Annotated in this window: 16 protein-coding genes; 4 read left to right on the forward strand and 12 right to left on the reverse strand. The window is 59.9% G+C overall.

Annotated features, from left to right (window positions below; translation table 11 throughout):
- Positions 1–14: 14 nt before the first annotated feature.
- The 3 genes from AC1RBR_RS18130 to AC1RBR_RS18140 all read right to left on the reverse strand — a co-directional run bounded on the left by AC1RBR_RS18130 (position 15) and on the right by AC1RBR_RS18140 (position 2,640).
- Positions 15–752: an S-methyl-5'-thioinosine phosphorylase gene (locus AC1RBR_RS18130; RefSeq protein WP_492565929.1), complete on the reverse strand. Its 738-nt coding sequence runs from the start codon at positions 750–752 to the stop codon at positions 15–17.
- Between the two features lie 11 nt (positions 753–763).
- Positions 764–1,774 carry a beta-N-acetylhexosaminidase gene (gene nagZ, locus AC1RBR_RS18135; protein WP_492565931.1) on the reverse strand — a complete coding sequence of 337 codons (1,011 nt, stop codon included), beginning with the start codon at positions 1,772–1,774 and terminating at the stop codon, positions 764–766.
- A 158-nt stretch (positions 1,775–1,932) separates the two neighbouring features.
- The gene (locus AC1RBR_RS18140) at positions 1,933–2,640 is read right to left on the reverse strand and encodes a TetR/AcrR family transcriptional regulator (RefSeq protein ID WP_007961819.1); all 708 of its coding nucleotides are present in this window, start codon (positions 2,638–2,640) and stop codon (positions 1,933–1,935) included.
- Between the two features lie 229 nt (positions 2,641–2,869).
- Here AC1RBR_RS18140 and lexA point away from each other — a divergent pair, with 229 nt between their 5' ends.
- The gene (gene lexA / locus AC1RBR_RS18145) at positions 2,870–3,478 is read left to right on the forward strand and encodes a transcriptional repressor LexA (protein ID WP_003226590.1); all 609 of its coding nucleotides are present in this window, start codon (positions 2,870–2,872) and stop codon (positions 3,476–3,478) included.
- Between the two features lie 10 nt (positions 3,479–3,488).
- Entirely contained in the window at positions 3,489–3,962 is a 474-nt protein-coding gene (gene sulA / locus AC1RBR_RS18150) for an SOS-induced cell division inhibitor SulA (RefSeq protein ID WP_095140033.1), read from the forward strand.
- 94 nt (positions 3,963–4,056) lie between these two features.
- Here sulA and AC1RBR_RS18155 read toward each other — a convergent pair whose 3' ends face one another.
- The 7 genes from AC1RBR_RS18155 to AC1RBR_RS18185 form a co-directional block, all read right to left on the reverse strand.
- Positions 4,057–4,290, reverse strand: coding sequence for a hypothetical protein (locus AC1RBR_RS18155; protein ID WP_003226592.1), 234 nt, complete (start codon positions 4,288–4,290; stop codon positions 4,057–4,059).
- A 106-nt stretch (positions 4,291–4,396) separates the two neighbouring features.
- The gene (locus tag AC1RBR_RS18160; RefSeq protein WP_166497689.1) at positions 4,397–4,921 is read right to left on the reverse strand and encodes a DUF6586 family protein; all 525 of its coding nucleotides are present in this window, start codon (positions 4,919–4,921) and stop codon (positions 4,397–4,399) included.
- A 143-nt stretch (positions 4,922–5,064) separates the two neighbouring features.
- Entirely contained in the window at positions 5,065–7,695 is a 2,631-nt protein-coding gene (topA, locus tag AC1RBR_RS18165; protein ID WP_027611447.1) for a type I DNA topoisomerase, read from the reverse strand.
- Between the two features lie 114 nt (positions 7,696–7,809).
- A complete protein-coding gene (locus AC1RBR_RS18170; protein ID WP_041069004.1) occupies positions 7,810–8,046 on the reverse strand; it encodes a DUF1653 domain-containing protein in 237 nt (78 codons plus the stop codon).
- Positions 8,047–8,145: 99 nt separating this feature from the next.
- Positions 8,146–9,321 (reverse strand): acetyl-CoA C-acyltransferase FadA, encoded by a 1,176-nt coding sequence (gene fadA, locus AC1RBR_RS18175; RefSeq protein ID WP_492565934.1) that lies wholly within the window; start codon positions 9,319–9,321, stop codon positions 8,146–8,148.
- 29 nt (positions 9,322–9,350) lie between these two features.
- A complete protein-coding gene (gene fadB / locus AC1RBR_RS18180) occupies positions 9,351–11,498 on the reverse strand; it encodes a fatty acid oxidation complex subunit alpha FadB (RefSeq protein WP_115986908.1) in 2,148 nt (715 codons plus the stop codon).
- A 529-nt stretch (positions 11,499–12,027) separates the two neighbouring features.
- Entirely contained in the window at positions 12,028–12,465 is a 438-nt protein-coding gene (locus AC1RBR_RS18185; protein ID WP_123588514.1) for a hypothetical protein, read from the reverse strand.
- Positions 12,466–12,568: 103 nt separating this feature from the next.
- Between AC1RBR_RS18185 and AC1RBR_RS18190 the strand changes: the two genes are divergently transcribed.
- The gene (locus AC1RBR_RS18190) at positions 12,569–13,006 is read left to right on the forward strand and encodes a universal stress protein (RefSeq protein ID WP_096797178.1); all 438 of its coding nucleotides are present in this window, start codon (positions 12,569–12,571) and stop codon (positions 13,004–13,006) included.
- Positions 13,007–13,185: 179 nt separating this feature from the next.
- Here the strand turns inward: AC1RBR_RS18190 and AC1RBR_RS18195 are convergent, their stop codons facing one another.
- Complete coding sequence (locus AC1RBR_RS18195; RefSeq protein WP_492565936.1) at positions 13,186–15,108, reverse strand: ATP-binding cassette domain-containing protein; 1,923 nt, start codon at positions 15,106–15,108, stop codon at positions 13,186–13,188.
- Positions 15,109–15,322: 214 nt separating this feature from the next.
- On the opposite strand from AC1RBR_RS18195, the gene AC1RBR_RS18200 reads away from it, so the two are divergent.
- A complete protein-coding gene (locus AC1RBR_RS18200; RefSeq protein ID WP_492565938.1) occupies positions 15,323–17,251 on the forward strand; it encodes a transglycosylase SLT domain-containing protein in 1,929 nt (642 codons plus the stop codon).
- An 84-nt stretch (positions 17,252–17,335) separates the two neighbouring features.
- Here the strand turns inward: AC1RBR_RS18200 and AC1RBR_RS18205 are convergent, their stop codons facing one another.
- Positions 17,336–19,114, reverse strand: coding sequence for an ABC transporter transmembrane domain-containing protein (locus AC1RBR_RS18205; RefSeq protein ID WP_492565939.1), 1,779 nt, complete (start codon positions 19,112–19,114; stop codon positions 17,336–17,338).
- Positions 19,115–19,130: the final 16 nt, after the last annotated feature.

Here is a 19,130-nt window from a genome sequence, read left to right on the forward strand (position 1 = left end):
GCGCTGCCAGCCCTTCACCCGGCCAACACGCGCGCCAGCGTCGATTTCACCTTGCCCATGCCGTCATGCAACGCCTGCTCGATCTCGGCCATGGTGATCACCGCCGTGGTCTTGCCCGCTGCCGGATTCACCACCAGCGCCAGGCAGGCGTAATCCAGTTCCAGCTCACGGGCCAGTGCCGCTTCCGGCATGCCGGTCATGCCAACGATATCGCAGCCATCGCGCTCCAGACGCACAATCTCGGCCACGGTTTCCAGACGCGGGCCCTGAGTGCAGGCATACACGCCTTGATCGCTGTATTCACAGCCTTCGGCCGCCAGTGCGGCGATCAGTTGCTGACGCAGCGGCTCGCTGTAAGGGAAACTGAAATCGATGTGGGTGACGTGCTCCAGATCATCAGCGAAAAACGTGTGTTCGCGACCGCTGGTGTAATCGACGATCTGGTGCGGCACGCAGAAATGCCCGGTGCCCATGGCCGAATGAATCCCGCCCACCGCGTTGACCGCAATGATCGCCTCGGCGCCGGCCTGCTTCAGCGCCCACAGGTTGGCGCGGTAGTTGACCTTGTGCGGGGGAAAGCGATGCGGATGGCCGTGACGGGCGAGGAACAGCACTTCCTGGCCGGCGTATTCGCCGATCTGCACGTCGGCCGATGGCGCGCCGTAGGGCGTGTCCACAGCCAGCGACTGGCGAATGGTCAAGCCTTCGAGTTGTGTCAGGCCGGTGCCACCGATGATTGCGTAAACCGTCATAGCAAAAATCCTTAATCGATCAGTTGAGCGTCTTTGAGCGCGCCGATGGCGGTGAGCCAGCGCGGGTCCTGACGGTAGTCGGTGCTGGCGAATGCCTGCCCGCGCATCCGCGCGATGCGCGCGGACGGCTTGACCTTCATCTGTTGCGCAGCGCTCAAGGCCAGTTCGGCTGCCGCGCGGTCGTTGCACACCAGACCCATGTCGCAGCCGGCCGTCAACGCGGCTTCGATACGGCTGGCGGCATCGCCGACCACATGGGCGCCGGCCATCGACAGATCGTCGCTGAAGATCACGCCATCGAACTGCAACTCGCCGCGTAAAATGTCCTGCAACCAGCGGCGGGAGAACCCGGCCGGCTGCGAATCGACTTGCGGATAGATAACGTGAGCGGGCATCACAGCGGCCAGTTGTTTGCTGAGCCTGGCGAACGGTACGAGGTCGTTGGCGCGGATCTCGTCGAGGCTGCGCTCGTCATTCGGAATCGCGACGTGGGAGTCCGCCTCCGCCCAGCCATGACCTGGGAAATGCTTGCCGGTCGCAGCCATGCCCGCGCTGTTCATGCCGCGAATGAAGGCGCCGGCGAGCAACGCGGCGCGCTCGGGATCGCCTTCGAATGAACGGGTGCCGACTACGGCGCTGCGCTGGTAATCCAGATCCAGCACCGGGGCGAAACTCAGGTCGAGGCCGACCGCCAGCACTTCGGTGGCCATGATCCAGCCGCACTGCTCGGCGAGGTATTCAGCGTTGGGGTTGTCGGCGATGGCACGCATGGCCGGCAGGCGCACAAAGCCCTGACGCAAGCGCTGCACGCGACCGCCCTCCTGATCGACCGCCAGCAGCAGATCCGGGCGAATCGCTCGAATCGCTGCGCTGAGCTCACGCACTTGGCGCGGATGCTCGATATTGCGCGCGAAAATGATCAGGCCGCCCACTTCGGGCTGACGCAACAGTTGGCGATCTTCGGCCGTCAGCCAGGTACCGGCGACGTCCACCATCAACGAGCCTTGCAGGCCAGCAGTCATAGAGATTCCTTGAAAACGAAAAACCCGATCCGCCAGAAATCGCTACCGTGAGCAGGGCTCGGCAGGTCAGTAATTTCTATAGAGATCGGGTTCAGAACGAGAGTCGGCATGGGCGGCTAGCTTAGCGGATACAAGCAGCCGCGCCCACCCGTGCGCGGTTAAACCTTGGCGGCCACCGGGGTCGATTTGCTGCGCGGGCGAAGTTGCGCAGTCGCCATCGCCGGGTCGGTGACACCGGTTTCGGCACGCATGCCAGCGGCGAGGAACGGCACCATCAGACGCATCACCTGTTCGATCGAGGTGTTGACGCCGAAATCGGTCTCGGCAATCGCGCGCAAGGCCTTGATCCCGGACATGCTGAACGCCGCAGCGCCGAGCATGAAGTGCACACGCCAGAACAGCTCGATGGGAGGAATGCGCGGCGCGGCTTCGTTGACCAGCAGCATGTAGCGGCGGAACACCTTGCCGTACATGTCTTCCAGATAACGACGCAGGTGGCCCTGGCTCTGGCTGAACGCGAGGCCGAGCAAGCGCATGAAGATCGACAGGTCGTTACCGCTGCGTGGCTGTACCACCAGCGCCTGTTCAACGAGGATTTCAAGCAGTTCTTCAAGCGTCGGCTTGTTTTCCGGCTTGGCCTGACGACGCTCCAGCTCTTTATCGAGGCTGATGCAGAACGGCCCGAGGAAGCGCGAGAAAACCGCCTGAATCAGGGCTTTCTTGGAGCCGAAATGATAGTTCACAGCCGCCAGGTTTACCCCGGCCTTGCTGGTGATCAAACGCAATGAGGTTTCAGCGAAACCTTTCTCCGCGAACAACTGCTCGGCAGCATCAAGAATGCGTTCAACGGTTTCCGACTGGGCCATGGCTACTCCGCCTGACAAACACTTGTTTGAAACATACGTTTCAGCCTGTGCCTTGTCAAGCCTGCCAGTCCGTTTTGGGAATGGTCGGTCAGCTATTTAACCACACTCGCCCAGCGCATTAATAAGCACAGCAACCGACCGTCCGGCGGGCTGCAAAAAAACGGGCATTGCCAAGACGGTTTCACTGTATATAATCCCAGTCACTGTATAAAAAGACAGAGCGATCAATATGCTAAAGCTGACGCCACGCCAAGCCGAGATTCTGGCCTTTATCAAACGCTGCCTCGAAGACAACGGCTACCCGCCAACCCGCGCGGAAATCGCTCAGGAACTGGGTTTCAAGTCGCCCAACGCGGCGGAAGAACACCTCAAGGCCCTCGCCCGCAAAGGTGCAATCGAAATGACCCCGGGCGCCTCCCGCGGTATTCGCATCCCGGGCTTCGAAGCCAAGGCTGACGACTCTACCCTGCCGATCATTGGCCGGGTCGCTGCCGGCGCACCGATCCTCGCCCAGCAGCACATCGAAGAGTCCTGCAACATCAATCCTGCGTTCTTTCACCCACGGGCCGATTACCTGTTGCGCGTACACGGCATGAGCATGAAGGACATCGGCATTTTCGACGGTGACCTGCTGGCGGTGCATACCACCCGCGAGGCCCGCAACGGCCAAGTGGTGGTAGCACGCATCGGCGATGAAGTGACGGTCAAACGCTTCAAGCGCGAAGGCAGCAAAGTCTGGCTGATTGCCGAAAACCCTGAGTTCGCCCCTATCGAAGTCGACCTGAAAGATCAGGAACTGGTGATCGAAGGCTTGAGTGTCGGCGTAATCCGCCGCTAAAGGAGGTTTTATGCAGTTCCCACACGCACCTCAGCAAACACAACTGCCTTTATTCGAAGCGTTTCTGGCACAACCGATGGCGCCGATCCTGAAGGATGTGGTCGAGCGCCCATGGATTGCCGAACCGGAAGTATTCAGTGAGCTGTCACTGCGCGGTGCGGCCGGGAACTGCCTGAACCTGCTCGCCCCGATTCTTCGCGAACTGAGCGAGGATCAGGATGCACGCTGGCTGACGCTGATCGCCCCGCCAGCCAGCCTGACCCAAACCTGGCTGCGAGAGGCCGGCCTGAACCGTGAACGCATTCTGCTGCTGCAACCACGTGGCGCGCAAAGCGCTCAGCAACTGGCCTGCGAAGCACTGCGCCTGGGTCGTAGCCACACGGTGGTAACCTGGCTCAACCCGCTGAATACAAGTTCACGGCAACAACTGATCAGCGCAGCCCGCACGGGCGACGCTCAGAGCCTGAACATTCGACTGGGTTGATTCACTTGTAACGCGCGCTGTGTGAAGCGCATGGCTTCTCCAGGGACAGAGAAGCCGACTTGATGCGGTAGCGGCAAGCGCCTACAGGCGGGGTTCAGTGAAGAACCCGCGGCCCTTCTTCCTTATCAAATTCGCCCTCGACCATACGACCGGCCATCTGAACGCCGACGCTCAACATCGCCTTGGCGATTTCCACGTGCTGGCCTTGCAGGAACGCCTTGGCATCCTCGGAGAAATCCAGCGTCACCAGAGAACCCTCGTCCTCAGCCCTGCGCAGCTCGATTCGGCCATCTGGTAACTCGACAATTTCTAGAAAGGACGTTGGCATATAGGTCTGTTCTCCACGAAAGGCAGGGATTATATAGACATCATTCAGGCTTCGCTCGGGATCTTGACCAGCAGCATGTTTCAGATTGCCACCGCGCCAATTGCCGTCAGCATTCGTTCAAGCCTTCGCGAAAGCGGATGGCCAGACCTTTGAGATTCTGCCGCCAGCTCTCCAGCTCCTCGCGACTCAACTCCTGCGGCGCCTCTTCTTCATCCAGATTAACCGCCTGAATCAGTGGCTGCGTCACATCACCCTTGGGCTTGCGTGGTGCCCGTGGCGGCTGGAACAACGCCGAGTGCTCCGCCAACAATTTCGCCAGCCAGGTTTCAGGGTTGCCGGCCAGCTCCACCATCTCGGCCAGCTCAGGGATCGCAATCGATTCCAGGACTTCGCCAGTCAGTAACGCTTCGGCCCGCGACGCATTGGCCTGAGGCAGACGATAGAAACCGGCGATCTCATGGCACAGCCCCAACAGCGCGCCGTAGAGGTGAAACAACGCCGACTCACGTCCAGCCTGAATCAACGCCAACGAATTCATCGCCCGCCCCTCTTCGGCGCGAGCCAGAGCTTCCAGCGACAGACCGGCGAAATAGATCTTCTGATTGGTGCGGGTATAGAGTTCGTGCGCCATGCCGGCAGTCTCCACAGCGAAATAATTGCGTCACACAGACCCGACAGTGTCATGGATCAGCCGATCCCACCGCAAGCACAAAACAAAAAGGCCGCATGAAAACCCTAGGGGCATCATGCGGCCTTTGTGGATCAGGCTAACGCTTACTCAGCCTTGGCTTTTGTGCGCTTGTCTTCAACAGTCCACTTGCCACCATCGTAGAACGCTTTCCAGCCGGTAGGCTTGCCGTCGACCTCGGTCTGCACGTATTGCTCCTTGGTCTTGCGGCTGTAGCGGATGACCGCTGGCAGACCATCAGGATCCTTCTGTGGCGCTTCGCAGAGGAAGTGGTACTTCGGATCGATCTCGTCCTTGTGCGGCAAAATCTCGATCACCAGCGGAGCACGGGTCTCACGGTTTTTCGGGAACTGGCTGGCCGCCAGGAACAGACCGGAAGCACCGTCGCGCAGGATGTAGGTGTCGTTGACCTTTTCGCATTTCAGCTCAGGCATCTTCACCGGGTCCATCTTCGGCGGCGCCGCATCACCGCTCTTCAGCAGCTTGCGGGTGTTCTTGCAGGTCGGGTTGGTGCAACCGAAGAACTTGCCGAAACGACCGGTCTTGAGCTGCATCTCGCTGCCGCACTTGTCGCATTCCAGGCTCGGACCTTCGTAGCCCTTGATGCGGTAGTTGCCCTCTTCGATTTCGTAGCCGGCGCAATCCGGATTGTTACCGCAGATGTGAAGCTTGCGCTTTTCATCGAGCAGGTAAGCATCCATCGCCGTGCTGCAGATCGGGCAGCGATGCTTGCCGCGCAGTACCAGCGATTCCGACTCACCCTCGTCGTCCGCTGCGATTTCGTCGCCCGGTACCAGGTTGACGGTAGCCTTGCAGCGCTCTTTCGGCGGCAGGCTGTAACCCGAGCAACCGAGGAACACGCCGGTCGATGCAGTACGGATCTGCATCGGACGACCGCACGTGGTGCACGGAATATCGGTCATGACCGGCTGGTTGGCACGCATGCCGCTTTCCGGGTTCTCGGCCACTTCGAGCTTCTTCTTGAAGTCGCCGTAGAACTCGTCCAGCACGTTTTTCCAGTCGCGCTCGCCCTGAGCCACATCATCGAGGTTCTCTTCCATGCCGGCGGTGAAGCCGTAGTCCATGAGGTTCGAGAAGCTCTCCGACAGACGCTCGGTGACGATGTCGCCCATCTTTTCCGAATAGAAACGACGGTTGTGCAGAGTCACATAACCGCGATCCTGAATGGTCGAAATGATCGCCGCATAGGTCGAAGGACGACCGATGCCGCGTTTTTCCATTTCTTTCACCAGACTGGCTTCCGAGTAACGGGCCGGTGGTTTGGTGAAGTGCTGCGACGGATCGAGCTTGATCAGCTTCATCGCGTCGCCCTGCGCCATGTCCGGCAGAACATCGTCGTCGCCAGGCTTGGTGATTTGCGGCAGAACGCGGGTGTAACCGTCGAATTTGAGGATGCGGCCCTTGGCACGCAGCTCAAAGTCGCCAGCGGCAACGCTGACGGTGGTCGACAGGTATTGCGCCGGCAGCATCTGGCAAGCGAGGAACTGGCGCCAGATCAGCTCGTAGAGGCGCTCCGCATCACGCTCCATGCCTGCAAGCTTGCTTGGCGTGGTGTTGGCATCGGAAGGACGAATCGCTTCGTGAGCCTCTTGTGCGCCTTCTTTGCTGCTGTAGACGTTCGGCGTTTCCGGCAGGTACTTCTTGCCGAACTCGTCTTCGATGTAAGTGCGCGCCATCGCCACGGCATCGGCCGAAAGGTTGGTCGAGTCGGTACGCATATAAGTGATGTAGCCAGCTTCGTACAGACGCTGGGCCATCATCATGGTTTTCTTCACGCCGAAGCCCAGGCGGTTGCTCGCGGCCTGTTGCAGGGTGGACGTGATGAACGGCGCCGACGGCTTGCTGCTGGTCGGCTTGTCTTCGCGCTTGACGATGCTGTAGCTGGAGGATTTGAGCTTCTCCAGCGCGGCCGTAGCCTGGGCTTCGTTCAGCGGTTTGAAGGCTTCACCCTTCTCGCGCGCCACTTCGAAACGTACGGTCGAGCCCTTGGCGGTGCCGAGGTCGGCGTGCACTTCCCAGTACTCTTCCGGGTTGAACGCACGGATCTCGCGCTCACGCTCGACCACCAGCTTCACCGCAACCGATTGTACGCGACCAGCCGACAGGCCACGGGCGATCTTGGCCCACAGCAACGGCGAGACCATGTAGCCCACAACGCGGTCGAGGAAACGACGCGCCTGTTGGGCATTTACACGATCGATGTCCAGCTCGCCCGGCTCGGAGAAGGCTTCCTGAATCGCCTTCTTGGTGATTTCGTTGAACACCACGCGCTTGTAGCGGCTGTCGTCACCACCGATGGCTTCGCGCAGGTGCCAGGCAATGGCTTCCCCCTCGCGATCCAAGTCGGTTGCGAGATAGATGGTGTCAGCATCCTTGGCGAGCCGGCGCAGCTCTTCGATGACCTTCTCTTTACCCGGGAGGATCTCGTACTGGGCTTTCCAGCCATGATCGGGATCGACACCCATGCGCGAGACCAGTTGCTTGCGCGCTTTCTCTTTCGGTGTGAGCACCGGCCCTTCGCCCGCGGCAGCCTTGCCGCGTTTGGCGGCTGGCTCTTTGCTGGCGCTAGCCGAACCGCTGGTGGGCAGGTCTCGGATATGGCCGATACTCGACTTCACCACGTATTGGTTGCCCAGATACTTGTTGATGGTCTTGGCCTTAGCCGGGGATTCCACAATGACCAGCGATTTGCCCATGGATCAGAAAATTCCTGAATTCTAGAAGTGAAAGGCGGTTGGCGCCTGACGCGGCACCGCTATATATAGTGGCTACAAGGTGAGGTCAAGCACAGGGTTGCGTGCGCACTCGCCTCATGGCTTGGAAAAAAGGCTCGGTTCGGCTTGCACCAAAGCAAAGCGTGGCACCTGCTCGCCGTCAACCTCGACCGACTCGACGAACATGCTCAATGGGCGTACCCAAAAGCCGTAATCGCCATACAGGGCTTGGTAAAAGACCACTTCTTCTTCGGTCTCGGAGTGCCGCGCAACACTGAATACGCGGTACTGCGGACCTTTGTAATGTTGGTAGAGCCCAGGTTGTATCGGCATGCTTCGGCCCTCACTCAAATTTTTTCAAAATAAATACAAAAATAAATCCGCAAAAACAAAAACCGGGGCACTGGGCCCCGGCTTCCATCGACGAGACGCTTAAACGCGTTCGAAGACGGTGGAGATGCCTTGGCCGAGACCAATGCACATAGTGGCCACCCCGAAGGTGCCGCTATTCTGCTTCATCACGTTCAGCAAGGTGCCGGAAATACGGGCACCGGAGCAACCGAACGGGTGACCCAGGGCGATCGCGCCGCCGTGCAGGTTAACCTTCTCGTTCATCTTGTCGAGTACTTTCAGATCTTTCAGCACTGGCAGGGCCTGTGCAGCGAAAGCTTCGTTGAGCTCGAAGAAGTCGATATCGTTGATGCCAAGGCCCGCACGCTTCAGGGCTTTTTGTGTCGCCGGCACTGGACCATAGCCCATGATCGCCGGATCCACACCCGCCACTGCCATCGAGCGGATCACGGCCATCGGCTGGATCCCCAGATCCTGTGCACGCTGCGCCGACATCACGATCATGCACGAAGCACCATCGGTGATCTGCGACGAAGTACCGGCAGTCACGGTACCGCCCTTTGGATTGAAGGCAGGCTTGAGGGCCGCCAGACTTTCCAGGGTGGTTTCCGGACGAATGGTTTCGTCGTAATCGAACAGCTTCAGGAAGCCATTTTCGTCGTAGCCCTGCATCGGGATGATTTCGTCTTTGAACTTGCCTTCCACCGTCGCGTTATGGGCGAGCTGGTGGGAGCGCACGCCAAAGGCGTCCTGCTGTTCGCGAGTGATGCCGTGCATCTTGCCGAGCATTTCAGCGGTGAGGCCCATCATGCCCGAGGCTTTCGCCGCGTACAGCGACATGTGCGGGTTCGGATCGACACCGTGCATCATGCTCACGTGGCCCATATGCTCGACGCCGCCAACCACGAATACGTCACCGTTGCCGGTCATGATCGCTTGCGCTGCAGTGTGCAGGGCACTCATCGACGAGCCGCACAGACGGCTGACGGTCTGGCCGGCCGAGGTGTGCGGAATCTGGGTCATCAGCGACGCCATGCGCGCGATGTTCCAGCCCTGCTCCAGGGTCTGGTTCACACAGCCCCAGATCACGTCCTCGACTTCAGCAGGATCGACCTTGGTGTTGCGTTCCAGCAGTTTGCTGATCAGGTGCGCCGACATGTCTTCGGCGCGGGTGTTGCGGTGCATGCCGCCCTTGGAGCGGCCCATCGGAGTACGACCGAAGTCGACAATCACGACGTCTCTAGGATTCAAGCTCATAAGTTCACTCTCACTCTAGTTGGGGGCGCTTAACCGAAGAAGCTCTGGCCGTTTTTGGCCATTTCGCGCAGCTTCGCGGTCGGGTGGTACAGCGCGCCCAAATCAGCGTACTGGTCAGCCAGGGCAACGAACTCGGCAACACCGATCGAATCGATGTAGCGCAGCGCACCGCCACGGAATGGAGGGAAACCGATACCGTAAACCAGACCCATGTCGGCTTCGGCCGCGGTTTCAACGATGCCGTCTTCCAGGCAACGCACGGTTTCCAGGCACAGCGGGATCATCATCCAGTTGATGATGTCTTCGTCGGTGACTTCGCGCTGCTCGTAAACGATCGGCTTGAGCACTTCCAGCACCGACGGATCGGCCACCTTCTTCTGCTTGCCTTTCTTGTCGGCCTCGTAGGCGTAGAAGCCCTTGCCGTTCTTCTGGCCCAGACGCTTGGCTTCGTAGAGCACGTCGATGGCCGAGCGACGGTCATCCTTCATGCGATCCGGGAAGCCTTCAGCCATCACGTCACGACCGTGGTGACCGGTGTCGATGCCGACCACGTCCATCAGGTACGCCGGGCCCATCGGCCAGCCGAATTTTTCCATGACCTTGTCGATGCGGACGAAATCCACACCGGCGCTGACCAGTTTGGCGAAACCGCCGAAGTACGGGAACAGAACGCGGTTGACCAGGAAGCCCGGGCAGTCATTGACGACGATCGGGTTCTTGCCCATTTTCTTGGCGTAGGCAACGGTGGTGGCAATCGCCAGCTCGCTGGACTTCTCGCCACGGATCACTTCCACCAGCGGCATCATGTGCACCGGGTTGAAGAAGTGCATGCCGACGAAGTTTTCCGGACGCTTGAGGGCCTTGGCCAGCAGGCTGATGGAAATGGTCGAGGTGTTGGACGCGAGGATGGTGTCCTCTTTGACCTTGTCTTCGACTTCAGCCAGTACCGCTTGCTTGACCTTCGGGTTCTCGACCACGGCTTCAACAACCAGATCGACGTGACCGAAGTCGCCGTAGGACAGGGTCGGACGAATGCCGTTGAGCACTTCAGCCATTTTCGCGGCGGTCATGCGGCCTTTGTCAACGCGGCCAACCAGCAGTTTGGCGGCTTCGGCCAGACCCTGCTCGATACCGTGCTCGTTGATGTCCTTCATCAGGATCGGCGTGCCTTTGGAGGCCGACTGATAGGCGATACCGCCACCCATGATGCCGGCGCCGAGTACGGCTGCCTGCTTCACGTCCTGGGCGATTTCGTCGTAGGCCTTGGCCTTTTTCTTCAGCTCCTGATCGTTCAGGAACAGACCGATCAAGCTCTGCGCGGCAGAGGTTTTGGCCAGTTTGACGAAACCGGCGGCTTCGACTTCCAGCGCCTTGTCACGACCGAAGTTCGCGGCTTTCTGGATGGTCTTGATGGCTTCGACCGGCGCCGGATAATTCGGGCCAGCCTGCCCTGCCACAAAACCTTTGGCAGTTTCGAAAGCCATCATCTGCTCAATGGCGTTCAACTTGAGCTTTTCAAGTTTTGGCTGACGCTTGGCCTTGTAATCAAACTCGCCGGAGATGGCGCGTTTGATCAGCTCAAGGGCAGCTTCCTGCAGCTTCTCTGGAGCAACCACGGCGTCGACGGCGCTGACTTTCAGCGCGTCTTCAGGACGGTTTTCCTTGCCAGCGGCAATCCACTCAATGGCGTTATCGACGCCGATCAGACGTGGCAGACGCACGGTACCGCCGAAGCCTGGGTAGATGCCCAGTTTGACTTCCGGCAGACCGATCTTGGCTTTGGTCGACATGACGCGGTAATCCGCTGCCAGGCACATTTCCAGACCGCCACCCAGGGCGATGCCGTTGATCGCGGCCACGGTCGGAACGTTGAGGTCTTCGAAATCGCTGAAGATCTTGTTGGCTTCGAGATTGCCAGCAACCAGCTCGGCATCCGGCAGCTTGAAGTTGTCGACAAATTCGGTGATGTCGGCGCCGACGATGAACACGTCCTTGCCACTGCTGACGATCACGCCCTTGATCGAAGCATCTGCCTTGATGGTGTCCACGGCCTGACGCAGTTCGTTCAGGGTAAGACGGTTGAACTTGTTGACGGACTCACCCTTGAGGTCGAATTTCAATTCGACGATGCCACTTTCAAGAGCTTTAACCGTGATGGCTTTACCTTCGTAAATCATCAACTGATCTCCACGATATGGAAGCTGAACAGTACACGTCGGACGCAGGTAAATGGCTCGGCAGGACGCTTTTTCGTCGATGCTGACGCCAATCCACCCGGCACACCCGCCAACGCGATAGTCGGGATTCTGTAGGAGCAGTCTGTAAGACAAACGCTCAATTCATACGCCCGTTTGATTTGGGTACGTCACCTTCACGGAATTTCCAACAATTGTCAATCGCCCAAAATACGGGTTGAAATGCGACTTTGTGGTCATTTCCGTTGCACACAGATCCGCAACACGCAGGTGCATGCAAAGCCATTCATAGAATCAATAGTTAGAAAAGTCGCCCTAATTCCTGACGAGCCCTGTTTAAAAGGCTACGCTGGCGGGACTACAGGGAAAGTCGCTGACCGTAAAGAGCCGAGTCAGCGATAAAAAACAGTTACCGGCCTGCCTGGCCAACCCCGCCCGATGAATCATGTCGGGCTTTTTATTGTTCGTCTGCCGGACGCTCCCCACCCTTGCAGTGGGAAAAGTCCGCGGGTCAAGCCAGCGCTTTCAGAGTCGCGTCGATATCCTGCAAAACCGTGGCTTCGCCCTTCTCGCCCCAGTACAAGGCGATCATCTGCTTGTCGGCCTCGACCTTGAATACGTTGCCCGGCAACTTTTCGAAATGATCGAGCAGCAGGCGGTCCTCGCAGACCTCCTGCCACTGATTGACCCACACACCCGGCGATTTCTGCCAGTAGGTCCAGCACGCCGGCTGACTGCCACGCCGTGGTCGATGATATTGCGCGCACGGGCTCGGCGGCTCCTGAGACAGCCAGTGCGGCCACTCTTGAGGCGCCAGCTGCATGGCCAGCCCGATGCGTCTCGCCTCCATGCGCAAGGCCATCCGGCCACTCTGCACGCGCGACGGGCGCAACCATGCCAGTGGACTCAAAACCACCAGCAGGATTGACACCACCAACCAGACCGTCATATCTCTACTCCCGACTTAAGGTGAGCGCATTGTGTCACTTTGGAACCAATGCGCTTGAAACCAGCCATACTTAACAATATCGAACCGTCACGAGGAGCACCTCATGCCCTACAACCATATCCTGGTCGCCGTAGACCTGACCGAAGAGTGCGACCCTGTGATTCACCGCGCCCGAGAGCTGTCGGCGAGCAATGGCGCCAAGCTGTCGCTGGTGCATATCGTCGAACCGATGGCCATGGCGTTCGGCGGCGATGTGCCGATGGATCTGTCACAACTGCAACAGCAGCAGTTCGATCAGGCCAAGGAGCGTCTTGAGCGCCTGAAAGCCAAATATGCCGAGCTCGAAGGCGCCAATTGCCACCTGACCTATGGCCAGCCACGTCAGGAGATCCATCATTTCGCCAAGGAAAACTCGTGCGATCTTATCGTGGTCGGCAGCCATGGCCGTCACGGTCTGGCACTGTTGCTGGGCTCCACCGCCAACGACGTGCTGCACGGCGCACCTTGCGATGTGCTGGCGGTGCACCTGATCAAACGCTGAAACACAAAAACCTGTGGGAGCGAGCTTGCTCGCGAAGGCGTCGGCACATTCAACATTGATGCTACCTGACATACCGCTTTCGCGAGCAAGCCCGCTCCCACATTGAATCTTCACCGATACCCGAATATGAAAAGCCCGGCGCTCATCACGAGCGTCGGGCTTTTTTGTTACCGGATCAATCAGGCATCCAGCTCGGCCCAACGCTCCACCAGAGCGTCCAGCTCAGCCTGCAATTGCTCCAGCGAAGCAATGACCTTGGCCGTTTCTGCCGGCGGACGCTGATAGAAACCGGCCTCGGCCATCTCAGCCTCGACGGCCGCGATCTGCTGCTCCTTGGCATCGATATCACCCGGCAACGCTTCCAGCTCGCGCTGCAGCTTGTAGCTCAGCTTCTTCTTGGCTGCCGGTGCGGCAGCGGCAGGTGCGGCAACTACGACAGGTTCAGCAGTGACCACCGCCGAATTCAGGTCAGCCTTGCCCGACTTGCTCTCGGTCACGCCCAGCAGGCGTGGCGAGCCGCCCTGACGAATCCAGTCCTGATAGCCACCGACGTATTCCCGCACCTTGCCTTCACCTTCGAAGACCAGGGTGCTGGTGACCACGTTGTCGAGGAACGCCCGGTCGTGACTGACCATCAGCACAGTGCCGTTGAAGGTCAGCAGCACTTCTTCGAGCAGCTCGAGGGTTTCCACGTCGAGGTCGTTGGTCGGTTCGTCGAGAACCAGCAGGTTCGCCGGTTTGCTGAACAGCTTGGCCAGCAGCAAACGCGCACGCTCGCCACCGGACAGCGCCTTGACCGGCGTGCGCGCACGCTGCGGGCTGAACAGGAAGTCACCGAGGTAGCTGAGGACGTGGCGGCTCTGGCCGTCGATATCGATGAAATCGCGACCTTCGGCGACGTTGTCGATCACGGTCTTTTCCAGATCCAGCTGATGGCGCAACTGGTCGAAGTAGGCCACATCGATGCGCGTGCCCTCTTCCACTTTGCCGCTGGTCGGTTGCAGACCATTGAGCATCAGCTTCAGCAGGGTGGTCTTGCCGGTACCGTTGGCACCGAGCAGGCCGATACGGTCGCCGCGCTGCAGGACCATCGAGAAGTCCTTGATCAGGTACGGGCCATCCGTGTGATGGAAGCTGACATTCTCCAACACCATCACTTGCTTGCCGGACTTGTCGGCGGTTTCCAGCTGGATGTTCGCCTTACCGGTACGCTCGCGACGCTCGCTGCGCTCGACACGCAGGGCTTTCAGGGCGCGAACGCGACCTTCGTTACGGGTACGACGGGCCTTGATGCCCTGACGGATCCACACTTCTTCCTGAGCCAGACGCTTGTCGAACAGCGCGTTGGCAGTTTCTTCCGCGGCCAGCGCAGCTTCTTTGTGCACCAGGAAGCTGGCGTAGTCGCCGTTCCAGTCGATCAGGCCGCCGCGATCCAGTTCAAGGATGCGCGTGGCGAGGTTCTGCAGGAAGGAACGGTCGTGCGTGATGAACAGCACGGCGCCCTGGAAATCCTTCAGGGCTTCTTCGAGCCAGGCAATCGCACCGATGTCCAGGTGGTTGGTCGGCTCGTCGAGCAGCAACAGATCCGGTTCGGACACCAATGCCTGCGCCAGCAGCACGCGACGACGCCAGCCGCCGGACAACTCGGCGAGGGTTTTGTCGGCCGGCAGTTGCAGGCGGCTCAGAGTGCTGTCGACCAGGGTCTGCAAGCGCCAGCCGTCACGGGCTTCGAGGTCGTGCTGGACGTGCATCAGCTTGTCCAGATCGGCGTCGGTGACGATGTTCTGGCTCAGGTGATGGTATTCGGCGAGCAAGGCGCCAACGCCGTCGAGGCCTTCGGCAACCACGTCGAATACGGTCCGCCCGTCGGCCACTGGCAACTCTTGCGGCAATTCGCCGATTTTCAGACCGGGGGCACGCCACACCGAGCCGTCATCGGGCTTCTGGTCGCCCTTGACCAGTTTCATCATGCTGGATTTGCCAGTGCCGTTGCGGCCGATGATGCACACCCGCTCACCACGGGCGATCTGCCAGGACACCTTGTCCAACAACGGCATCGCGCCGAATGCAAGGGACACATCGCTGAATTTGAGCAGGGTCATGAGCTTCTCCAAAAACCGGGCGCGCATTCTACCTGATTCAGGCTCTCAGCAGGCCGGCAATTTGTCTGCCGAAGCACTCTGCACAACATTTGTTGCGAACTTGTGCTGCGGGACCGGCAAAGCTTTCGCCCGTTGCTGGCAAAAGGCTAAGCTACAGACAATTCAGTGCTGGCTGCGGCCGGTGCTTGTCATGATTTCTCTGCCCGGATGTCTCATGCGCAGTCGCCTTTTCAGTGTCTTGTCCTGTTTGCTACTTACCGCCGCTGCCGCTCAATCCGCCCAGGCGGTGGACCTGTCCACCCAACGCCAGTATTACGATGAAGCCAAACGCGCCCTGGCCAAGGGCGATACCGGCCCGTACTTCCGTTACAGCCAGGCCCTCGCCGATTACCCGCTGGAACCGTATCTGGCCTACGACGAACTGACCGCGCGTCTGAAAACCGCGAGCAACGTCGAAATCGAGAAGTTCCTCGCCGAGCACGGCGACCTGCCCCAGGCCAACTGGATGAAGCTGCGCTGGTTGCGCTGGCTCGCCGACCGTGGCGATTGGGCGACCTTCACCAAGTATTACGATCCGAAACTCAACTTCACCGAACTGGACTGCCTCAATGCGCAGTACCAGATCAGCAGCGGCCACAAGGCCGAGGGCTATGCCAACGCCGACAAACTGTGGCTGACCGGCAAATCGCAACCGGCCGCCTGTGACGGGCTGTTCGGGATCTGGGCCGCCGACGGCCAGTTGACCGAACAGAAACGCTGGGAACGCACCAAACTCGCCGCCCAGGCGCGTAACTATCCACTGGCCAACAGCCTGGTCAACGGCCTGACCACCCTCGCCCCGCGCGGTCGGCTGCTGGTGGATGTCGCGCAAAAACCCGAGCTGCTCAATCAACCATCGCGCTTCACCCCAGCCGACGAGCCGATGTCCGACGTGGTCAGCCTCGGCCTGCGCCGCCTCGCCCGTCAGGATCCGGACAAGGCCATGGCGCTGCTCGACGGATACGCCAGCAGCATGCATTTCTCCCGGGACGAGAAAGTCGCGATCGCCCGGGAAATCGGCCTGACCCTGGCCCGGCGTTTCGACAGCCGCGCGCTGGAGGTGATGACCAAGTACGACCCGGAACTGCGCGACAACACCGTGTCCGAATGGCGCCTGCGTCTGCTGCTGCGCCTGGCACGCTGGGACGATGCGTATCAGTTGACCCGACGCCTGCCGCAGGATCTGGCGACCACCAACCGCTGGCGCTACTGGCAGGCGCGCAGTCTGGAACTGGCGCAACCGCAGAACCCGGAAGCACAGACCCTTTACAAAAACCTTGCGCGCGAACGTGACTTCTACGGTTTCCTCGCCGCCGACCGCTCGCAATCGCCGTACTCGCTGAACAACAAGCCGCTGGTCCTCAGCCAGGCGCTGATCAACAAGGTGCGCAACACCCCGGGCGTACGCCGCGCGCTGGAATTCCATGCGCGCGGACAGATCGTCGACGGGCGCCGCGAGTGGTATCACGTCAGTCGCCATTTCAATCGTGACGAAATGGTCGCCCAGGCCAAATTGGCCTACGACCTGAAATGGTACTTCCCGGCCATCCGCACCATCAGTCAGGCGCAATACTGGGATGATCTGGATATCCGCTTCCCGATGGCCCACCGCGACACCCTGGTGCGTGAAGCCAAGACGCGTGGCCTGCATTCGAGCTGGGTGTTCGCCATCACTCGCCAGGAAAGCGCCTTCATGGACGACGCCCGCTCCGGCGTCGGCGCCAGCGGTCTGATGCAATTGATGCCCGCCACTGCCAAGGAAACCGCGCGCAAGTTCAGCATCCCGCTGGCCTCGCCGCAGCAAGTGCTCGATCCGGACAAGAACATCCAGCTCGGCGCCGCTTACCTGAGCCAGGTGCACAGCCAGTTCAACGGCAACCGCGTGCTCGCCTCCGCCGCCTACAACGCCGGCCCTGGCCGTGTGCGCCAGTGGCTGCGCGGTGCCGATCACCTGAGCTTCGATGTGTGGGTGGAAAGCATCCCGTTCGACGAAACCCGCCAGTACGTGCAGAACGTGCTGTCGTACTCGGTGATCTACGGGCAGAAGCTCAATTCGCCGCAGCCGCTGGTGGATTGGCATGAGCGGTATTTCGACGATCAATGACAGGTGCTGAATGCCTGAAATGAAAAATGCCCGCATCAATCGATGCGGGCATTTTTTTGTCTTCAGCAAACGCCTGCGGCAGTTCTACACCGCCACCGCATGCCCATCATTGAACTGCAGCGACGCCAGCCGCGCATACAACGGATTGCTTACGATCAACTCCTGATGCGTACCGATCGCCACCAGGCTGCCCTGATCCATCACCGCGATCCGGTCGGCGTTCTTGACCGTGGCCAGGCGATGCGCGATCACCAGTGTGGTGCGGTTCTGCATCAGGCTGGGCAAGGCTTCCTGGATCAGGTGCTCGCTCTGCGCATCGAGGGCGCTGGTGGCTTCGTCCAGCAGCAGAATCGGCGCATCCACCAGCAACGCGCGGGCGATCGCCAAGCGTTGACGCTGGCCGCCGGAAAGTCCGAGGCCAGCGTCACCCAAATGGGTCTGATAGCCGTTGGGCATTTTCTCGATGAAGTCATGGGCGTGGGCAATTCTTGCCGCTTCCTTGACCTGCTCCAGTGTCGCGCCCGCATTGCCGTAACGAATATTCTCTTCGACGCTGCCGAAAAACAGCGCAGGCGATTGCGAGACCAGAGCGAAATTGCGGCGCAGATCCAGCGGATCAAGGCTGGTCAGCGGCACACCGTCGATCAGAATCCGCCCTTCAAGCGGGTCGTAGAAGCGCAACAGCAAGTCATACACCGTGGACTTGCCGGCACCGGATGGCCCGACAAGGGCCAGGGTCTCGCCGGCCCTGATGGTCAGGCTGAGGCCGTTGACCGCGTAGCTGTCCGGACGTGACGGGTAGGAAAAGCGCACATTCTGCAATTGCAGCTCGCCCTTGATCCGTTCTGGCAACGTCACCAGTCCGATAGTCGGTGGCTGGATGATGTTCTGCGAACTGAGCAGTTCCGCGATGCGCTCGGCGGCACCCGCCGCACGCTGCAATTCGCCAATGACCTCGCTCAACGTGCCGATCGCGCTGCCGACGATCAGGCTGTAGAAAACGAACGCCGCCAGTTCACCACCGGTAATGCGCCCGGCAATCACGTCCATGCCGCCGACCCACAACATCACCGCTACCGCGCCGAGCACCAGCACGATCACCACGGTGATCATCCAGGAACGCTGAAAAATCCTTTTGCGCGCGGTGTCGAACGCGTCCTCGACCGTCGTGGCGAAACGCCGCTCGTCCTGCACTTGATGGTTGTAAGCCTGCACGGTTTTGATCTGGCCGAGGGTCTCGGAAACATAGCTGCCGATGTCGGCGACCCGATCCTGGCTCAGCCGCGACAGATTGCGCACGCGCCGACCGAATATCAGAATCGGCGCGACCACGAACGGCAAGGCAATCACCACGATGCTGGTGAGTTTCGGGTTGGTCACGAACAGCAGCACCACCCCGCCGATCACCATCAACAGGTTGCGCAGAAACATCGACAGTGACGAGCCGATCACCGATTGCAGCAACGTAGTGTCGGCGGTCAGTCGTGACTGAATCTCCGAACTGCGGTTGTTTTCATAGAACCCGGGATGCAGGTACACCAGATGGTTGAAGACCACGCGCCGAATATCCGCCACACAGCGCTCACCGATCCACGACACCCAGTAAAACCGTGCAAACGTGCCGATCGCCAGGCCCAGCACCATCAGCATGAAGATGCCGATGCTCTGGTTCAGTTGGTGCGGCGACTGAGTCATGAAGCCCCGATCAACCAGCAATTTGATCCCCTGCCCCATCGACAAAGTGACCGCCGCGGTGACGATCAGCGCCAGCAGCGCAGCGCCGACTTGCCAACGATAAGGCGCCAGAAACCGGCTGGTCAGACTCAGCGCTCGACGGTGCCGGGAAGAAAGCTTCGAGATCATTCAGGTACACATCCGT

The sequence above is a fragment of the Pseudomonas sp. GW823-FHT01D03 genome (assembly GCF_058798255.1).